This is a genomic window from Candidatus Dormiibacterota bacterium, assembly GCA_035635555.1.
Classification (GTDB): domain Bacteria; phylum Acidobacteriota; class Polarisedimenticolia; order Gp22-AA2; family Gp22-AA2; genus Gp22-AA3.
This window is the reverse complement of sequence record DASQAT010000010.1, coordinates 66,237-83,274: the sequence shown is the minus strand read 5'-3', so window position 1 is coordinate 83,274 and position 17,038 is coordinate 66,237. Positions and strand designations below refer to the sequence as shown.

16 protein-coding genes are annotated in these 17,038 nt (G+C 68.8%); 10 read left to right on the top strand and 6 right to left on the bottom strand.

Going from position 1 to position 17,038, the window contains the following annotated elements; all coding sequences use genetic code 11:
* Nucleotides 1-72: 72 nt before the first annotated feature.
* The 6 genes from VEW47_03080 (at nt 73) to VEW47_03055 (ending at nt 7,205) form a co-directional block, all read left to right on the top strand.
* On the top strand, nt 73-1,587 hold the full coding sequence (locus VEW47_03080) for a leucyl aminopeptidase (GenBank protein ID HYS04154.1): 1,515 nt from the start codon (nt 73-75) through the stop codon (nt 1,585-1,587).
* Between the two features lie 25 nt (nt 1,588-1,612).
* Nucleotides 1,613-2,149 carry a MogA/MoaB family molybdenum cofactor biosynthesis protein gene (locus VEW47_03075; GenBank protein HYS04153.1) on the top strand — a complete coding sequence of 179 codons (537 nt, stop codon included), beginning with the start codon at nt 1,613-1,615 and terminating at the stop codon, nt 2,147-2,149.
* Complete coding sequence (locus VEW47_03070) at nt 2,133-5,105, top strand: anaerobic glycerol-3-phosphate dehydrogenase subunit C (protein HYS04152.1); 2,973 nt, start codon at nt 2,133-2,135, stop codon at nt 5,103-5,105. The genes VEW47_03075 and VEW47_03070 overlap by 17 nt, the downstream gene beginning before the upstream one ends.
* 83 nt (nt 5,106-5,188) lie before the next feature.
* On the top strand, nt 5,189-5,722 hold the full coding sequence (locus tag VEW47_03065) for a gamma carbonic anhydrase family protein (protein ID HYS04151.1): 534 nt from the start codon (nt 5,189-5,191) through the stop codon (nt 5,720-5,722).
* Nucleotides 5,719-6,735, top strand: a complete 1,017-nt coding sequence (locus VEW47_03060) for a bifunctional oligoribonuclease/PAP phosphatase NrnA (protein ID HYS04150.1) — start codon at nt 5,719-5,721, stop codon at nt 6,733-6,735. Before VEW47_03065 ends, VEW47_03060 begins: the two co-directional genes overlap by 4 nt.
* Nucleotides 6,732-7,205 carry a hypothetical protein gene (locus tag VEW47_03055; GenBank protein ID HYS04149.1) on the top strand — a complete coding sequence of 158 codons (474 nt, stop codon included), beginning with the start codon at nt 6,732-6,734 and terminating at the stop codon, nt 7,203-7,205. The genes VEW47_03060 and VEW47_03055 overlap by 4 nt, the downstream gene beginning before the upstream one ends.
* Nucleotides 7,206-7,230: 25 nt before the next feature.
* Here the strand turns inward: VEW47_03055 and VEW47_03050 are convergent, their stop codons facing one another.
* From VEW47_03050 to VEW47_03025, 6 genes are read right to left on the bottom strand one after another with little or no spacing between them, the layout of a single operon-like run.
* Complete coding sequence (locus tag VEW47_03050) at nt 7,231-9,105, bottom strand: ASKHA domain-containing protein (protein ID HYS04148.1); 1,875 nt, start codon at nt 9,103-9,105, stop codon at nt 7,231-7,233.
* A 23-nt stretch (nt 9,106-9,128) separates the two neighbouring features.
* The gene (locus tag VEW47_03045) at nt 9,129-10,043 is read right to left on the bottom strand and encodes a dihydropteroate synthase (GenBank protein ID HYS04147.1); all 915 of its coding nucleotides are present in this window, start codon (nt 10,041-10,043) and stop codon (nt 9,129-9,131) included.
* Entirely contained in the window at nt 10,040-11,059 is a 1,020-nt protein-coding gene (locus tag VEW47_03040; protein ID HYS04146.1) for a methylenetetrahydrofolate reductase, read from the bottom strand. Before VEW47_03040 ends, VEW47_03045 begins: the two co-directional genes overlap by 4 nt.
* A complete protein-coding gene (locus VEW47_03035) occupies nt 11,056-11,460 on the bottom strand; it encodes a methylenetetrahydrofolate reductase C-terminal domain-containing protein (protein HYS04145.1) in 405 nt (134 codons plus the stop codon). Before VEW47_03035 ends, VEW47_03040 begins: the two co-directional genes overlap by 4 nt.
* A gap of 60 nt (nt 11,461-11,520) precedes the next feature.
* Nucleotides 11,521-12,279, bottom strand: a complete 759-nt coding sequence (locus tag VEW47_03030) for a corrinoid protein (protein HYS04144.1) — start codon at nt 12,277-12,279, stop codon at nt 11,521-11,523.
* A gap of 48 nt (nt 12,280-12,327) precedes the next feature.
* A complete protein-coding gene (locus VEW47_03025; GenBank protein ID HYS04143.1) occupies nt 12,328-13,200 on the bottom strand; it encodes an IclR family transcriptional regulator in 873 nt (290 codons plus the stop codon).
* A 475-nt stretch (nt 13,201-13,675) separates the two neighbouring features.
* Between VEW47_03025 and VEW47_03020 the strand changes: the two genes are divergently transcribed.
* The 4 genes from VEW47_03020 (at nt 13,676) to rny (ending at nt 17,022) form a co-directional block, all read left to right on the top strand.
* The gene (locus tag VEW47_03020) at nt 13,676-14,329 is read left to right on the top strand and encodes a hypothetical protein (protein HYS04142.1); all 654 of its coding nucleotides are present in this window, start codon (nt 13,676-13,678) and stop codon (nt 14,327-14,329) included.
* Nucleotides 14,326-14,568: a MoaD/ThiS family protein gene (locus tag VEW47_03015; protein ID HYS04141.1), complete on the top strand. Its 243-nt coding sequence runs from the start codon at nt 14,326-14,328 to the stop codon at nt 14,566-14,568. Before VEW47_03020 ends, VEW47_03015 begins: the two co-directional genes overlap by 4 nt.
* A gap of 9 nt (nt 14,569-14,577) precedes the next feature.
* Nucleotides 14,578-15,015, top strand: a complete 438-nt coding sequence (locus VEW47_03010; GenBank protein HYS04140.1) for a molybdenum cofactor biosynthesis protein MoaE — start codon at nt 14,578-14,580, stop codon at nt 15,013-15,015.
* 441 nt (nt 15,016-15,456) lie between these two features.
* The gene (gene rny / locus VEW47_03005; protein HYS04139.1) at nt 15,457-17,022 is read left to right on the top strand and encodes a ribonuclease Y; all 1,566 of its coding nucleotides are present in this window, start codon (nt 15,457-15,459) and stop codon (nt 17,020-17,022) included.
* The last annotated feature ends 16 nt before the right edge of the window (nt 17,023-17,038 follow it).

Here is a 17,038-nt window from a genome sequence, read left to right as displayed (position 1 = left end):
GATCTTCGACGAGGTCGGCCTGTCCACCCGGGCTCTGGTTGCGCGCGTGCGGGCGATGGTGAAAGGGCGGGCGTGAGCGCGGCCCTGCGGATCGAAGCGAAGAAGGGCGATCTCGCGGGTCTTTCGGCCGACGTCGGGATCGTCTACAAGTTCACGGGAGATCCCTCGCCTCCGGGTCCCGTCGACCGTTCCCTGTCGCAGCGTCTGGTCGAGATCGCCAAGGAAGATCGCTTCGAGGGTCGCGCCGGCCGCCATCTGATGTGGCACGCTTCCCCCGCGGACGGCCTGCGATGCCGGAGATACCTCCTCCTCGGACTGGGATCCAAGGACAAGCTGACGCTGGAGCGTTACAGGCGCTACCTGGGCGACGCTCTCATTGAATGCGACCGGGCGGGCGCGGCGAGCGTGGCGTTGCCGCTTTTGCCCGCCGGGGCCGAACCGTTCCCCGCGCGCGAGGCGGCCGCGGCACTGGCCGAGGGGATCCTTCTCGGCACCTACCGGTTCGATCGCTACCGTTCCGAGGCGCGAGCCGGTCGCAGGTACCTGCGCGAGGTCCAGGTGGCCGCGGGCGACGCCGTCCTGCGCGATGTGACGGACGGGATCTCGTTCGGCGAAACGACGTCCGGCGCCACCAACTTCGCGCGCGACCTGGTCAACGAGCCCGCCGGCGAGCTGTTCCCGCGGAGAATGGCGGAGATCGCCCGGCAGGTGGCGGAGGAGTCGAAGATCGGGATCAAGATCTTCGAGCCGGAGGACCTGCGCCGCATGGGCATGGGAGGCATCCTCGGCGTCGGCCAGGGCTCGAAGAACCCGCCGTGTCTCATCCAGCTCGACTACAAACCGGAAGACCGGGCGGCCCGCAAGGTCGCCCTCGTCGGCAAGGGGCTGACCTTCGACTCGGGCGGGCTGTCGCTCAAGACCTCGGAGGGGATGGAGACGATGAAGTGCGACATGGCGGGATCCGCGGCGGTCCTGGCGACGCTCAAGATCCTGCCGGAGCTGGCGCCGCGCGCCGAGGTCGTCGGCCTCATGGGGATGGCGGAGAACATGCCGGGAGGCGGCGCCCTCCATCCCGGCGATATCCTGAAAATCATGAACGGCAAGACCGTCGAGGTGCGCAACACCGACGCCGAAGGTCGCCTGGTCCTGGCCGACGCGCTGTCGTACGCCTCCACCCTCCCGGATCTCGAGGTGGCGATCGACCTGGCGACTCTCACGGGCGCCTGCGTGGTGGCCCTCGGTCCGATGGCGGCCGGTGTCCTGGGCAACAACCGGGAGCTGGTGGACGACATCCTGGCCGCCGCCGCCAAGGCGGGCGAGCCGATGTGGCCGCTGCCGCTGTACGACGAGTACGTCGAGCACATCAAGAGCGACGTCGCGGACATCAAGAACACGGGTATCCGCTGGGGGGGCGCGATCACCGCCGCGCTCTTCCTGAGCCATTTCGTGAGGGAGGGACTCGGCTGGGCGCACCTTGACATCGCCGGCCCGGCCTTCGGGGACAAGGAGTACTCCTACATGAAGAAGGGCGGGTCGGGCGTCGGCGTGCGCACACTGACCCGCTACCTCCTGGATCTCGCGGGTTAGTCCGGCGCGGATCTTCGGGGGGAAGATGGGTCACCGCGAGCACCGCCTGAAGGGTCCGCCGTCCGTGTCCTGCGCCGTTCTCACCATCAGCGACACGCGGGATGCATCGACCGATCGCAGCGGCGCCCTGATCCTGCGGGCTCTGCGGCGGGCCGGGCATAGCGTGGCCGATTACCGGATCCTCAAGGACGATCCCCGCCGCATCGTGTCGCATCTGAAGACCCTGTCCCGGAGGCCGGACGTGCGCGTGGCCCTTCTGACCGGCGGCACCGGCATCGGCCGCCGGGACTCGACCTACGAAGCGGTCGCGGGGCTGCTCGACAAACGGCTCGACGGGTTCGGGGAGATCTTCCGGGCCCTCAGTTACCGCGGCATCGGTTCGGCGGCGATGCTGAGCCGCGCTTTGGCCGGCACGTACCGCCGTCTCGCGGTGTTCTCGATGCCGGGTTCGTCGTCCGCCGTGCGTCTGGCCATGACCCGGCTGATCCTGCCGGAGATCCGGCACGTGGCCGGGCTCCTGGCTCCCGGCCCCCCGAAGGGACGACATGCCCGCGCTCACTGAGTCCGGACGATCCTCCTCGGGGCCCGACGCGGCCGGTGTCGCCGAGGACCTGCGGCGACTCGTCGAAGGGGAGGTCCTGTTCGACTCCCTGCACCGCACGCTGTACAGCACGGCGGCGTGCATCTTCCAGGTGATGCCGCTCGGCGCCGTCGTCCCCCGTCACGAGGCGGATGTCCTCGCCGTGCTGGAGTACGCGCGCCGGAACAGGATCCCGATCACCGCGCGGGGCGGCGGTTCGGGCCTCGCCGGACAGACGCTCGGGCGGGGGATCGTCCTCGATTTCTCGAAATACTTCCAGCGCATCGGGGAGATCGATACGGCGCGAGGCACGGCGCGCGTGCAGCCCGGGGTCATCCAGAGCCAGCTCAACCGAGTCCTCAGGCGCAAGGGGATGCAGTTCGCGCCCGATCCGTCCTCCGCCTCCTGGTGCACCATCGGCGGCATGCTGGCGAACAACGCCGGCGGCTCGCACACCATCAGGCACGGCGCCACGCGGGAGAACACGGTGTCCCTGCGCGTGGCCCTGGCCGACGGAACGGTCCTCGACACCGAGCCCCTGCCGCGGCCGGGTGGTGGCGCCTGGGCGCCCGGACCGCAGGCGCGCCTGGCCTCGGGTCTTCTGGAGATCGCGACCTGCCACCGGGACGTGATCGACAGGCACCAGCCGAAGACGCGCCGCAACTCGTCGGGTTACGCCCTGCGCGAGGCGGTGAACGGGAGCATCGACCTGGCGCAGGTCCTGGTCGGGTCGGAGGGGACGCTCGCTCTGATCCTGGACGCCACGCTCCGCATCGTCCCGGTCCCGAAGGCGAAGGCGACGGCCCTGGCGCTGTTCGACGATCTCGAGAAGTCGGGTGCCGCCGTCGTGGAGATCCTGAAGTTCGGTCCGTCGGCCGTGGAGCTCCTCGACGCGACCTTCGTGCAGGTGATCCGCGAGGCCGATCCCAAAACGGGCGCCACGCTGCCGGACGGCACGGAGGCGATCCTGATCGTCGAGCTGGAGGGTGAGGATCCGAAGGAGGTGCTGGACAGGATGGCGCGGCTGGCCGCCGTCCTGACGGGCCGGATGGACCTCGCGAAGGACGTCCGGTACTCCGCCCGGCCGGAGGACACGGCGCGCATCTGGGCGGTGCGCAAGGCCGCCTCGCCGATCCTGTCGCGCCGGGAAGGAACGCGGCGCAACACCCGCTTCATCGAGGACGCCGCGATCCATCCCGAGCAGATGGCCGAGTTCGTCAAAAGGATGCGCCTCCTCCTGCGCAAGTACAACGTGCAGGCGGCGATCTTCGGCCACGCCGGCGACTGCAACCTGCACTGCAACCCGATGCTGAACCAGAAGGACCCGCGTGACCTGGCGCTGATGGAGGCGATGGCCGGGGAATTCACCGACCTGGTGATCGACATGGGTGGCTCGCTGTCCGGCGAGCACGGCGACGGCCGCCTGCGCACGCCGTACCTGCGTCGCGCCTACGGCCCGCTGGTCGGGGCGTTCGAGGATGTCAAGCGCCTGTTCGACCCGCGGGCGATCTTGAACCCCGGGATCATCGTGCACGACGGGAGCTACGGGCTGACGGATGATCTGAGATACGGCGGGAGTTACCTGCGCCGGCCGACCGCCACGACGATCGACGACGCGGTGTGGCAGAAGGAGATCGAGAAGTGCCACGGCTGCGGCGCCTGCCGCAACTACTGTCCGGTCGCCGTCGCGACGCGCGACGAGGCGGCCACGGCGCGCGCCAAGGCCAATCTCCTGCGGGCGGTCATCTCGGGACGGCTCGAGCCGGACGTGATGGCCGGCGATGAGTTCAAGTCGATCATGGACCTGTGCGTCAACTGCCAGCTGTGCCATTCGGAATGCCCGACGGCCATCGACATTCCCGGCATGGCCGTCATGGCCAAGGACATCTACGTGCGCGCGCGCGGCAAGGATGCGACCGAGAGAGTCCTGACCAACCCCGGCCCGATGCTGCGCTTCGGCACGATGCTGGCGCCCCTGGCGAACGCGGCTCTGCGCTTCCCCCCCGCGCGCCGGCTGATGGCGGCGGTGAGCGGGATCGCGATGAAGCGCGACATGGCGCCGTTCGACCCCGAGCCTCTGCGGCCGCGGGTCCCTTCGGTCGATCCCGCGGGTCGCAAGGTCGCCTACTTCCACGGCTGCTTCGGCGGGTACCAGGACGTCGAAGGGGAGGGGAAGGCGACGATCGATCTCCTGGAGGCCCTGGGGTGCACGGTCGCCATCCCGCCGCAGGAATGCTGCGGCATAGCGGCGATCACCTACGGCCACCTGGACGACGTGCGATCCTCGGCGGAACGCAACGTCGCGGCGCTGCTCGAGCTGACGCGACGCGGCTACGAAGTCGTCTACAGCGCCCCGTCCTGCGGCCTGGCGCTGGTGGAGGACTACCCGCGGCTCCTGGGGACGCCGCAGTCGGAGGTCCTGGCCCGTCATATCCGCGACATCCATGAATACGCGCTGTCGATCCTCGAGACGGATCCCGGCCTGCGCGCCCGTCTGAAGCCGGTGCCGATCCGCCTCACCTACCACAACCCGTGCCACATGCAGGCGCGCGGCCTGGGGGACGCGGTCGTGCGTCTCCTGTCCCTCGTGCCGGGCGTGGAGGTCGTGCCGATCGTCCAGGACCATTGCTGCGGCATCGCCGGGACTTTCGGCATGAAGGAGAAGAACTTCTCCCTGTCGATGCACATGGGCCGCCCGCTCTTCGAGAGCATCGAGGAGACCGGCGTCGGTGTCGTCGCCACCGGCTGCGGCACCTGCAAGATCCAGATCGAGCAGGGCGCCGGGCTGCCGGTCGTCCACCCGGTCCGCATCGTTCGTGATTCGCTCCTGGGGGGCCCGCTGCCGCCCCGAGTCGCCGCCGTCGCCGCCGGCCGTGTCTGTGCCCCGTCCGCGGCGCCCGCGCCGTCTCACGACGAAGCCTCGGCCTGCCCGGAGTAAACGGGATCCGCACCTTGACTTGGGGGAGGGCGCGGCCTATATTCGCGGGCTCCCCACGCGGACAAAGAGCCGACGGTGCGCCGATGACGGATTACCGGGCGACGAAGCTGACGATCGATCCCACGGCCTACATCGCGCCGGGCGCGGCTCTCGTGGGGGAGGTGAGCCTTGGCCGGAACGCCTCGGTCTGGTTCAACGCGACGGTGCGGGGCGACATGGAGCCTATCGCCGTCGGCGCCGAGAGCAATATCCAGGACGCCTGCGTGGTGCACGTGGACCGCGGCCGGCCGACCCGGATCGGCGAGCGTGTGACGCTCGGCCACGGGGCGATCGTGCACGCCTCGGTCGTCGAGGACGATGTGCTGGTCGCGATGAAGGCGGTGGTGCTGAGCGGGTGTCACATCGGCCGGCACTGCCTGATCGGCGCCGGGGCGATCGTTCCGGAGGGGACGAGGGTCCCCGAAGGGTCGCTCGTTCTCGGCGTCCCGGGGAAGGTCGTGCGGCCGCTGCGTCCGGAGGAGATCGAGAGGATCCACGCGAACGCCAGGGCCTACGTGGAGCTGTCGCGGGCCTACCGTGACGGTGCTGTCCGGGTGCAGAGGGACGGCGCGGAATGACCGAAAAGGACAGGGAGATGATCGCGGACGCGGCGCTGCGGCTGAAGCCGCTTCTGGACGGCGCGCGGACCGCCGCGCTCGCGACCCATGTGACTCCCGACGGCGACGGCATCGGAGCGGAGATCTGCCTTCTCGGCCATCTCCGGACGCTCGGGATCGACGCGCGGGTCATCAACACCGAGCCGCTCGCCGCGAAGTACCGGTTCCTCGACCCGGAGGGTGCGGTCGAGGTGTTCGACGCGTCGAAGCACGACCCGTTCCTGCGCGGCGCCGACCTGATCTTCATGCTCGACAATTCCGCGACCACCCGCATGGGTCCCCTGGAGCCGGCCATCCGCGCGTCGCGCGCCGTGACGATCTGCATCGACCATCACAACCTGGTCGAGCCGTTCTGGAAGGTCAACATCGTCGATCCCGAGTCCTGCGCGACCGGCGAGCTGGTCTTCCAGATCGTCAAGGCGATGGGCGGCCGGGTCGACCGGAACGCGGCGCAGGCGGCCTACGTGTCCCTCGTGACCGACACCGGCTACTTCCGCTTCTCGAAGACCTCGCCCCGCTGTCACGAGGCGGCCGCCGAGATGCTGGCGGCCGGCGTCAGCCCGCCCCTGGTCTATGGGGAGGTCTTCGAGCGGAACAGCGCGGCGCTCCTGAGACTGGGCGGGGTCGCCATGGCCGATCTCCGCCAGGAAGAGAGGGGGCGGCTCGCCTGGATCTCGCTGACGCGCGAGCAGGTGACCCGCTGCGGGGCCGAGACGGAAGACACCTCGGAAGTCGTCAACGATCTGCTGTCGATCGACGGCGTGCGCGTCGGCGTGCTTTTCAAAGAGATGGAGGGAGACAGGACCAAGCTCTCCTTCAGGAGCAAGGGAGACCTCGACGTCAACCGCCTCGCGTCCCGATTCGGCGGCGGCGGTCACACGAACGCCGCCGGCGCCATCGTCGAGGGCGGCCTCGAGGAGACGATCCGGCGCGTTCTTCCCTCCTGCCGCGAGCTCCTCAAGCAGCTGGCGTGAGCGGGCCACAGCACCCGGCCGGCTCGCACGATGACCTTCCGCCCCTCGTCCTGCGCTGCCGCCCCCTGCCGCGCTTTCTCCATCTGGCCGCCGCGCTCTACTTCCTTCTGACCGGCACCCTCTTCCTGTCGCGCGGCATGCAGCAGCCGGACTCCGGAAACTTCACGTTCTGGCGCGGTGCCGTGGGCCTTCTCGTGGGGGCGTGCGCCGCATACTACGCGGCACGTTACTGCCTCGCCCGTCTCATCATCGACGACCGCGGCTTCAGACTGGCCGGCCCTCTCGGAGACGACCAGGTGGCCTGGAGCGAGGTGGTCGACTGGCGGCGCCGACCACCGGCGGGCGGACCGGTCGCCCATATCGTGGTCCTGCACGGACCCGACAGGCGCCGGTTGTTCGTCCCGCTCATCTACGAGGAGAGCCACGCTCTGGAAGTCGGCCTGCAGCAGCGCGGGTTCCCGCGCTATTGAACCGGAACGAGCGGGCGAGGCGGGCTCAGGGCAGACTGTCGAGAGGCGGGAATCCCAGGACACCCATGAAGATGTCGTTGAAGTCCTCGCGACCGGAGAGCTCGATGTACTCGACGCGGCTCGGCATCGCCTCGGCCGCCTCGCGCTCGCGGTAGGACAGGAGAGCGATCTTCGCCCCTTCGCCCGCCGCGTTTCCGACCGCGCGGATGCGATCGAGGGGGACGGCCGGGACCAGCCCGATGATCCGTGCGGCGTCCGGGTGGATGTACGATCCGAAGGCCCCGGCCAGGAGCACCTCCTGCAGGTCCTTCGGTTCGACGCCCATCACCTTCATCAGGACCTTGATGCCGGAGGCGATCGACCCCTTGGCGAACTGGAGCTGGCGCACATCCTTCTGGCTGAAGACGACCGGCCGTGCCCCCGTGTCCTGCTCGGTCGCCAGGACGAAGGCGCGCACCCCGTCCAGCGTGACGAGGCGGGACGACAGGGTGTCGGGGATCGAACCGCGCAGGTCGTCGCGGGAACGCATGCGGCCGGTGGCGTCCATCAGTCCGCGCCTGTAGAGCTGCGCCACGACGTCGACGAGACCCGAGCCGCACAGGCCGACGGGCGGGGCGTCGTCGATGGTCTGCAGGATGACGGCGTCCTCGGTGATCTGCACCCCCTCGATGGCGCCGGTCGTCGCCCGCATGCCGCAGGAGATCTCGGCCCCTTCGAACGCGGGACCGGCGGGTGCGGCCGTCGCGACCGTGCGCTGCTCCGAACCCAGGGCGATCTCGCCGTTGGTGCCGACGTCCACGAACAGCCGCAGCCTGCTGCCGCGCGGAACGGCGGTGGCCAGAAGACCGGCGACGATGTCGCCGCCGACGTAGGCGCCGATGGCTGGGAACAGGTAGACACGCCCCTCCGGATGGATCGTGATACCGAGGTCGAGCGCCCGGACATCGATGCCGTGCGCGGCGGCCGCGGCGAACGGTGTCACCGAAATCGGCTCGGGGTCGATCCCCATCAGGAGATGCATCATCGTGAGGTTGCCGCCCACGGTGATCTCGTACACGCGGGCGGCGGGGACACCCGACTCGGCGGCCAGCTTCTCGATGATGCCGTTGATCGTGAAGGCGGCGAAATGCTGAAGCTCCTCGAGCCCTTCCTTCTTCCCCATCGTGTACGAGATACGCGACAGGACGTCGCCTCCGTGGATCGCCTGGGCATTGAGCGTCGAGGTCACCGCGCGGGCGCCGCCGGTGTTCAGGTCCATCAGGGTGCCGACGATCGTCGTGGTGCCCAGATCGAAGGCGATGCCGTAGCACTCGCCCGTCGTGTCGCCCGGCTCGACGGCGACCAGGGTCTCGCCGCACAGCACGGCCGTGACGTCGAACTCGGCCTCGCGCAGCGCCTTCGGCAGGGTGCGGAGAACGGGCAGGGACGCGGTCATCGCGAACCCCTGTTCCCGCAGCGCGTCCTTGAGGCGCCGATAGTCGGAACGCTGGTCGTGCAGCGTCGGCTCGTCCAGCTTCAGGCGGACCTTGTGGACGTTCGGGTCGAGCAGGACCTGGCGGCCGACGCCGAACATCGCCGTCTTGGGCGTGCTGAGGAGGCGCGGCACCTGGACGACCATCTCGTCGCGCACCTCGGCCTGGCACGACAGGCGCCAGCCGGCCGCGAGGTCCTCCCGGGACAGGTGATCCTGGTCGGCGGGGGTCATCGGCGTGGAGCCTTCGATCACCTGAACGCGGCACTTGCCGCACGTTCCGCGCCCGCCGCACGTGCTCTCGATCGGCTGGCCGGTCCACGCGGCGGCGTGGAACAGGGTGGTCCCGGCCGGAACGCGCGTCGACGTCTCCTTGGGCAGGAACGTGACCTTGACCTTCTCGGCGCTGGCGGTTGTCGTCGGTTTCATGGACGGCCTCTCGTGCTGCTGTCTCAGGCCCTGGGGGATGGCTGTCCGGCGGGGGCGGTCTTTTCGGCGGCCGGGCGGCCCCCGGCCTTGGCCGCCGACACCTTGCGGAAGTGCGCGTTCCACTTCCGGCCGAAGGGGTCGCGCCCCAGCATCAGGTCGCCGGCCAGGATCATCTTGTAGATCTCGGCGTCGAGGGCGTTGGTGATGGAGGCGGTCAGACCTACGTGCATCCCCAGCTGGATGAAGCTGGCCGTGAGGGGCGGGCGGTCCGGCAGGCCGAACCCGACGTTCCCGGCGCCGACCGACATGTTCACGCCCAGGCCTTCGCGGATGAGGCGCATGGTCTCGAAGGTGATCCTGCCGAACTCGTGGTTCGCGCCTATAGGCATGCAGAGCGGGTCGATGATCACGTCTTCCTTCGGAATACCATGGTCCGCCGCGCGCTCGACGATCTTCCTGGCGATGAGGAACCTCTCCTGCGGATCGTTGCTGATCCCGGTATCGTCGTTGGCGATGCCGATCACCGCGGCGCCGTATTTCTTCACGAGGGGCAGGAGGCGCTCCAGCATCTCGTCCTCGCCGGTCACCGAGTTGACCAGCGCCTTCCCCTTGTAGGCGGGGAGGGCGGTCTCGAGCGCCTCGGGGGTGGACGAGTCGATGGAGATCGGCACGTCGGTGACCTCCATCACCGCCTGGATCGCCCCCTTCAGCATGCCCGGCTCGTCGGCGCCGGGGATGCCGGTGTTGACGTCGAGCATCTGGGCCCCGGCCTCGACCTGGGCGACGGCGTCTCTCCGCACGCGGGTGAAATCGAAGCGCCGCAGCTCCTCGGCCAGCTTCTTCCGATTGGTCGGGTTGATTCGCTCGCCGATGATGACGAACGGGTCCTCCGGGCTGATCACGATGGTCCTGGATGCGGACGACACGATGGTCTTCATGCTCGGTGCTCCCGCGGACGGTTGTGCAGCGTGTCGGCCGCGTCCTCGCGCACGATCGCGGGGATGGGGGAGGCGAGGGCGGCTCGTGCCGGCACCAGGCGCGCCCGCGCGGCGATCTCGGAGACCGCCTCCTCCCAGTGGATCGGCATCACGTGGAAGCCGGCGAGGCCCTGGACCTCGCGCAGCCGCTCGATGGTCTCGACACAGATGCGGATCCCCTCCTCCTCGCGCCGGGACCGTTCGCTGCCGGCCTGCTCCATGCGGCGCACGATGTCGTCGGGGACCTCCATGCCGGGCACCCGCTCCCGCATGTAGCGCGCCGCGCGGGCGGAGCGCAGGGGCGCGACACCGGCGAGGATCGGCACTCTTCGATCCAGACCGAGGTCGCGCACGCGCGCCATGAACGCCGCGAAGCGCTCGACGTTGAAGGTGATCTGAGTCTGGATGAAGCGCGCACCCGCCTCGAGTTTCTTCTGCAGGCGGAGCGGGCGGAAATCGTACGGCGGCGCGAACGGGTTCTCCGTGGCCCCGGGGAAGAGGTCGGGCGCCGGCTTGATCTCGCGCCCGCTCAGGTAGCGACCGTGGCGCAGGACGTCGGCCAGCCCGAGCAGCTGAAGCGAATCGAGGTCGAATACGGGCTTGGCCCCCGGGTGATCGCCGTGCACCATGTGGTCCCCGGTCAGGCAGAGGATGTTCCGGACGCCCAGGGCGGCCGCTCCGAGCAGGTCGCTCTGCAGAGCCATCCGGTTCCGGTCCCTGCAAGTCACGTGCATGATCGGGTCGACCCCTTCGCGCGCCATGAGGATCGAGGCGGCCCAGGCGGCCATGTGGACGACACCGGCGGTGTTGTCAGGGACGTTCACCGCGTCCACGTGGTCGCGCACCAGCCTGACGCGTCGGATGACGTCGTCCGGATCGGCGCCGTCGCCCGCGGCGATTTCGCAGGTGACGACCGGCAGGCCCGAGCGGAAAGCCGCCTCGAGCCGGGGGATGACAGGCTGGGGGTGGCGCGTCACTGCGTCTCTCTCTCGTGATGTCCGGCCAGCACGTTGATCCAGGCGGAGCGTCCCTTCAGGCTCCAGTCGAGGCCGGGCTGGATCTTCAGGATCGCGCCCCGCCAGGGGAGCCAGCGCGACCGCCGCTCCGCTTTCACCCACACGCACATCATCTCCGGGACCACCTCGCAGTGACCGTTCATGCGCACGCCTCCGCAGGGACCGTTGCGCAGCGTCTTGGGGCAGCCCATCGGGCAGGTCATGCCGGTCTCGTGCAGGATGCACTGGCCGCACATCCTGCATCCGAACGCGAGCTTCTTGCCGGCGGTCTCGAACGGCAGGATGACGATCTCGAGTGCGCGTGTGAGTCCCGGGTGCCTCTGGAAGAAACCGCGCACGCGGGCCGGTACGACGATCGACACGGGTGGTCTCCTTGGCGCCGGACGGCGGGACCGCTCGGTCCCGGGCGCCCGGCGGGGGATTCAGTCCGCCGCGGCCGCCTGGAGCACGCCGCCGGAGGAGGCGGAGGCCTCGCCGACGGCCCTGACCGGTGCGACCGTCTCGGGCTCGGCCGACGCCGGCCGGGCGCGCTTCTTCGCCATCAGTTCCTTGGCCACCCGCACGGCCTCGGTCGCGTTCTCGCCGTACCCGTCCGCTCCGATCTCCTTCGACCATCCCAGGCTCGTCGGCGCGCCTCCGACCATGACGATGTACTGGTCGCGGATCCCCTCCTTCTGCAGCAGCTTGATCACCTTCCCCTGATTGGGGGCGGTGGTCGTCAGGAGGGCGGACATGGCCACGATGTCCGGCTTGCGCGTCTTGATCTCCTGCACGAAGCGATCGATCTTGACGTTGACGCCGAGGTCCACGACGGTGAAGCCGTTGGCGGAGAGCATCGTGCAGACGATCCGCTTGCCGATGTCGTGGATGTCGCCCTGCACGGTGCACGCCAGGACCGCGCCCTGGCTCTCGCGCACGGAGTTGCCCTTGGCGAGCTCCGGCTCGAGGATGGCGAGCGCCGCCTTCATCGCCTCCGCGCTCATGACCAGCTCCGGGAGGAACAGCTCGCCGGCGCCGAAGCGATCGCCGACGACGCGAATCCCCTTCACGAAACCGTTGTCGATGGATTCGAGCGGAGGAATGCCCAGCTCAAGGGACTGGTGGGCGAGGGCGGCGGAACTCTCCGCTTCTCCCGTGATCACGCTGTCCGCCATCTTCTGATAGAGGTCGTCGTGGCTCAAGTCAGTCCTCCTTCTCTGCTCGCAGGCGATTGCCGGACGAACGCTGCGTCATACGATGGCGCGCGGTGCCATGAACTTCGGCTGGGCCGCCCGCAGAGTGGCCGGGCCGTGGTATCCCAACCTGCCGGAAATCTTCGCGCAGGTTTCGAGGCCGGTCCGGATGAGGCCGGACATCTTGTCCGGGGTCAGCCGGGTGTCGGGCCCCGAGATGCTGACGGCGGCGATAGCGTCGCCGTTGCGACTCCTGATCGGCAGGCCGATGGCGATCAGGTGGTCTTCGAGCTCGCCGTACGACACCGCGTACCCCTGCTCGCGTATCTTGATGAGATCGCGCCCCAGGGTCTTGGCGTCGATGATGGTGCGCGGGGTGAACTTCTTCAGGGTGCGGGCGAGGATCTGCCGTTGCTTCTCGGGCGGCAGGTGCGCCAGGAGCACCTTCCCGGTCGAGGTCGCGTGCGCCGCCCAGGGCATCCCGATCGCCCCGGCCGCGGCCACGACGTGCTTGCCCGCAATCTCCTCGATGGTGACGACGTTGCTGCCGCTGAGCACCTCGAGATCGACGGTTTCACCGGTTCGATCCGCGAGCTCCCGCAGGAACGGCAGGGCGACACGGTGTACATCGGTATGGCGCAGGACCTGCTCGCCCAGGACGATCAGCTCCGGCCCGAGCCGGTACTTGCCGGTTTCCGGACTCTTGGCGATGAGCCCCTCGCCTTCGAAGGCCGAGAGCAGGCGGTACACGGTGCTCTTGTGGAGGATGACCTTGCGGCTGACTTCCGTCACGCCCATCTCGGGGGCGTCGTCGCTGAACGCCTTGAGCACGGCGATGGCGCGGCGCACCGCCTGGTTCCCCGTCACCACACCCTCACCCCGCTCGCTCCTCTTCCTGACCCCCTGTGCCGACACGTCCTGCTGAGCCATGTGACCCTTTCCTTTCTTTCCTCTGCTCCAGTCTCGAAAAGCGATCCCGTCGATCTCCTCCTGCTCGCGGGTGCATTATGCCGTCCTCGCATCGCAGAAGGTACAAGATCGCACCCTGATTGTCCGACGATGGTCCCCTCCGGCGCAAGGCTTATTTTGCCGATGATGACGTTACGACAAGGACTTGCGATGATTCGAACGGTCCTGAAGCCGTAACAGCATCACCCCCCGCCCCACGTCGATCGAATGGTGCTGGAGCATAAGCCGGTCACCCCTCCGATCACTTCGTGGGCCCATGGGGATCCGTGTCGTGTTCCTTATATTGAAACTAGATCGCACAATACGCACCAAACATACCACCGGCGCCGCCGCCGGTCAACGACAAACACGCGCCCGGGCCACCCCTCCCGGTTGAGCGGCCGCGCGGCGAACGCCTATAATCCTGATTCGAAGACTCAATCCACGAGGACTGACCGTGTCGATCGGTGTTCTTCTCGGCGGTTGCGGCCACTACGACGGCACGGACGTGCACGAGCTGACATTCACGCTCCTCGCGGTCGAGGCGGCCGGGGAGAAGACGATCCTCATGGCACCGGACATCGCGCAGGAGCGCACCGTCGACCACCTGAGCGGCGACGAGGTCGAGGAACCGCGCAACGTCCTGCGCGAATCGGCGCGGCTGGCGCGCCGTCCCATCCGCACCCTCGAGGCGATGCGGCACGACGAGCTCGAGGCGCTCCTGATCCCCGGCGGGTACGGGCCGGTGGTGAACTTCTCCTCCGGCTTCGCCCGGCCGGGAGCGGCCCGCCGGATGCATCCCGGGATCGAGGCGTTCCTGCGTCGGATCCTGGACGACGGGAAACCGATCGGGTGCGTCAGCCTCGGGGAGATCCCGGTCAGGACGGTTCTCGGAGACGACCTCGAGATCCCCCCGGCGCCGGCGGGCCCCCAGGCCCTGAGGATCGATCGACAGAGATCGATCGTGCACACTCCCGGGTTCACCGCGTTCACCCGTCTCGTCGACGTGCGGGCGGGGATCGAGGCCATGGTCGCCGAAGTTCTCCGGATGGTCCGGGACCGGCGCGGCGAGCGGGCCGTCTCCGCGCGCGGGAGCGAGGAAATACGATGACCGTCCGGGTCCTCCTGTTCGCCCGGTATCGCGAGGCGGCAAAGGCCACCTCGGTCGAGGTGGAGGTCCAGCAGGGAGCGACGCTCGCAGACGTGTGGTCGCAGGTGCGCGCCGGGCTCCCCGGGCTGTCGCGCGACGAGCGGCCGCTGTTCTCGTGCGATCGGGTCTACGCCCGCCAGGACCGGACGATCACCGGGCGCGAGGAGATCGCCGTCTTTCCTCCGGTGAGCGGCGGTTAGGATTAGGTCATGCCCGGACTCTACAGGATCGACGATCGGCCGCTCGACCTCCAGGATGCGATCCGGGCGGTGGCGGGTCCCGACCGCGGGGCCATCGCAACGTTCGTCGGGACCACCCGGAACCACCACGACGGGCGATCGGTGCGATTCCTGGAGTACGACGCCTACCCCGAGATGGCGGAGATCGTCCTGCGCGATATCGGTCGGGAGGTGGAGGCGCGCTTCGGCACGCCGCACGTCGCGATTCTGCATCGCGTCGGAAGACTCGAGGTCGGCGAGGCCAGCGTCGTCGTCGCCGTGGCCGCGGCCCACCGGCGCGAGGCGCTCGCCGCCTGCGCGCACGCCATCGAGAGAGTCAAGGCAAGCGCTCCGATCTGGAAGAAGGAGCACTACGCCGACGGAGCGGCCTGGATCGAAGGGCCGGATTCCGCCCCGGTCGACACCTGAGTCTTCTCGCGCCCGCCGAAGACGGTTCGCGAAACGTTGCGGGTGTGAGCGGGCGGGTGCTATACTTCGCACGGGTTTACAAGGCTTTAGCACCAAACGGTCCTCTCACCCGGCGCCTGACGCCGGGCCTCCGGGCCCGGCCGGCAGGGGGGGGCGGGGTGGCACAGCGCGCAATCTACGTGAGGCTCCGCGGCGGCTTTCCGCCGCGCGGCGAAGACCGGTGGGGCACTCCCTGCCGGTCACTCGATTTAGTGCCGACTCCGCGCCCGATCGGCTATCGCGACTCTCCATTCAATCCCGTCAGCGAAACGGACTTCCGAAACGAATCCCGGCGTCCCCACATCCGCCGTCCCGGGGACGCCACCTGTATCGGATCACATGCCATGGCCGGGAGAGGATCCTTCCGCGCCGCCGGGCGACCGGCCGCGCAGGGGGCAGGGCATGCGGATGACGTTCATCAATATTCTCCTCCCGGGGGGCGGTCTGCTTCTGGGAGGTCTCGTCGGCTGGTTCCTCAGAAACGGTCTCGTCCGGGCTAGGCTGGAGAAGGTCCGCGGCGAGAGTCAGGAGACCATCAACCGGACCCTTCAGGATGTCGAGCACCAGAAGCGCCAGGCTCTCCTCCAGGCCCGGGAGGAGTGGCTCAAGTCGAAGTCGCGACTCGAGCAGGATCTGCAGGCTCGATTGCGCGAGGGGGAGACGCAGAAGCGCGCCCACGACGAGCGCGAAGCCGGGCTGAACGAAGGGGACGCGCGGCTCCGGTCGCGTGAGAGGACCCTCGAGGCGCGCGAGCGGGACATCCAGCAGTCCGAGGTGGAGGCCCGGAAGGAGCGCGACAGGGTCAGGCGCCTCGCGGACGACCTCAACGGCCAGCTCAGCCGCGTCTCCAGCCTCACCACCGAAGACGCCAAGCAGATGCTCCTCACCAACATGAAGCAGGAGGTGCGCTTCGAGGCGGCGAAGATGATCCGCGAAGCGCGCGAGGAGGCCCAGAAGAAAGCGGAGACCGAGGCGTGCAAGATCGTCTCCCTGGCGATCGAGCGCACGGCGTCGGACTGGACCGCGGAGCGCAGCGTCACGTCCTTCCAGCTGCCGAACGACAAGCTGAAGGGGCGCATCATCGGCCACGAGGGGAAGAACATCCGGGCCTTCGAGAAGGCGACCGGCGTGCAGCTCCTGATCGACGAGCAGCCCGACACCGTGGTGCTGTCGTGCTTCAACCCGATCAAGCGCGAGATTGCCCGAATGACCCTCGAGCGGCTGATCAAGGACGGCAACATCCACCCGAAACGGATCGAGGAGCTGGTGCAGAAGAACCAGCGGCGGGTGGACGAGCAGATGCTGCGGGCCGGCCAGGAGGCGCTGCGCGAGCTCGGCATCAACGGCGTCCATCCGGAACTCGTGCGCATCCTGGGACGCCTGCGCTACCGGACGTCCTACGGCCAGAACGTCCTGATGCACTCCATCGAAGTCGCCAAGCTGACCGCCATCATGGCGTCCGAGCTGAGGCTCGACGGCATGCTGGCCAAGCGGGCCGGACTGTTTCACGACATCGGCAAGGCGATCGATTTCGAGCGGGAGGGGACGCATCCCGAGATCGGCGTCGAGGTGGCGACGCGGTACAATGAGCACCCCGTGGTGGTGAACGCCATCGGCTCGCATCACGAAGACGTGGATGTCACCCATCCCATCTCCGTCCTCGTGTCGGCGGCCGACGCGATCTCGGGGTCGCGCCCGGGGGCCAGGCGCAAGAGCGTCGTGGACTACGTCCGTCGGATCGAGCAGCTCGAGGGGCTGGCCAACGAAATGGAAGGGGTCGAACAGTCGTACGCCATTCAAGCCGGCCGGGAGATCCGCGTGATCGCCCGGCCGGACAGGGTGACCGACGATCAACTGGCCCTTCTGGCGTCCGACCTGGCGAAGAAGATCCAGACGCACATGGAGTATCCGGGAAAGATCAAGGTGACGGTCATCCGGGAGCTGCGGGCGACCGCCACGGCCCACTAGGACGCGAGCATTCTCC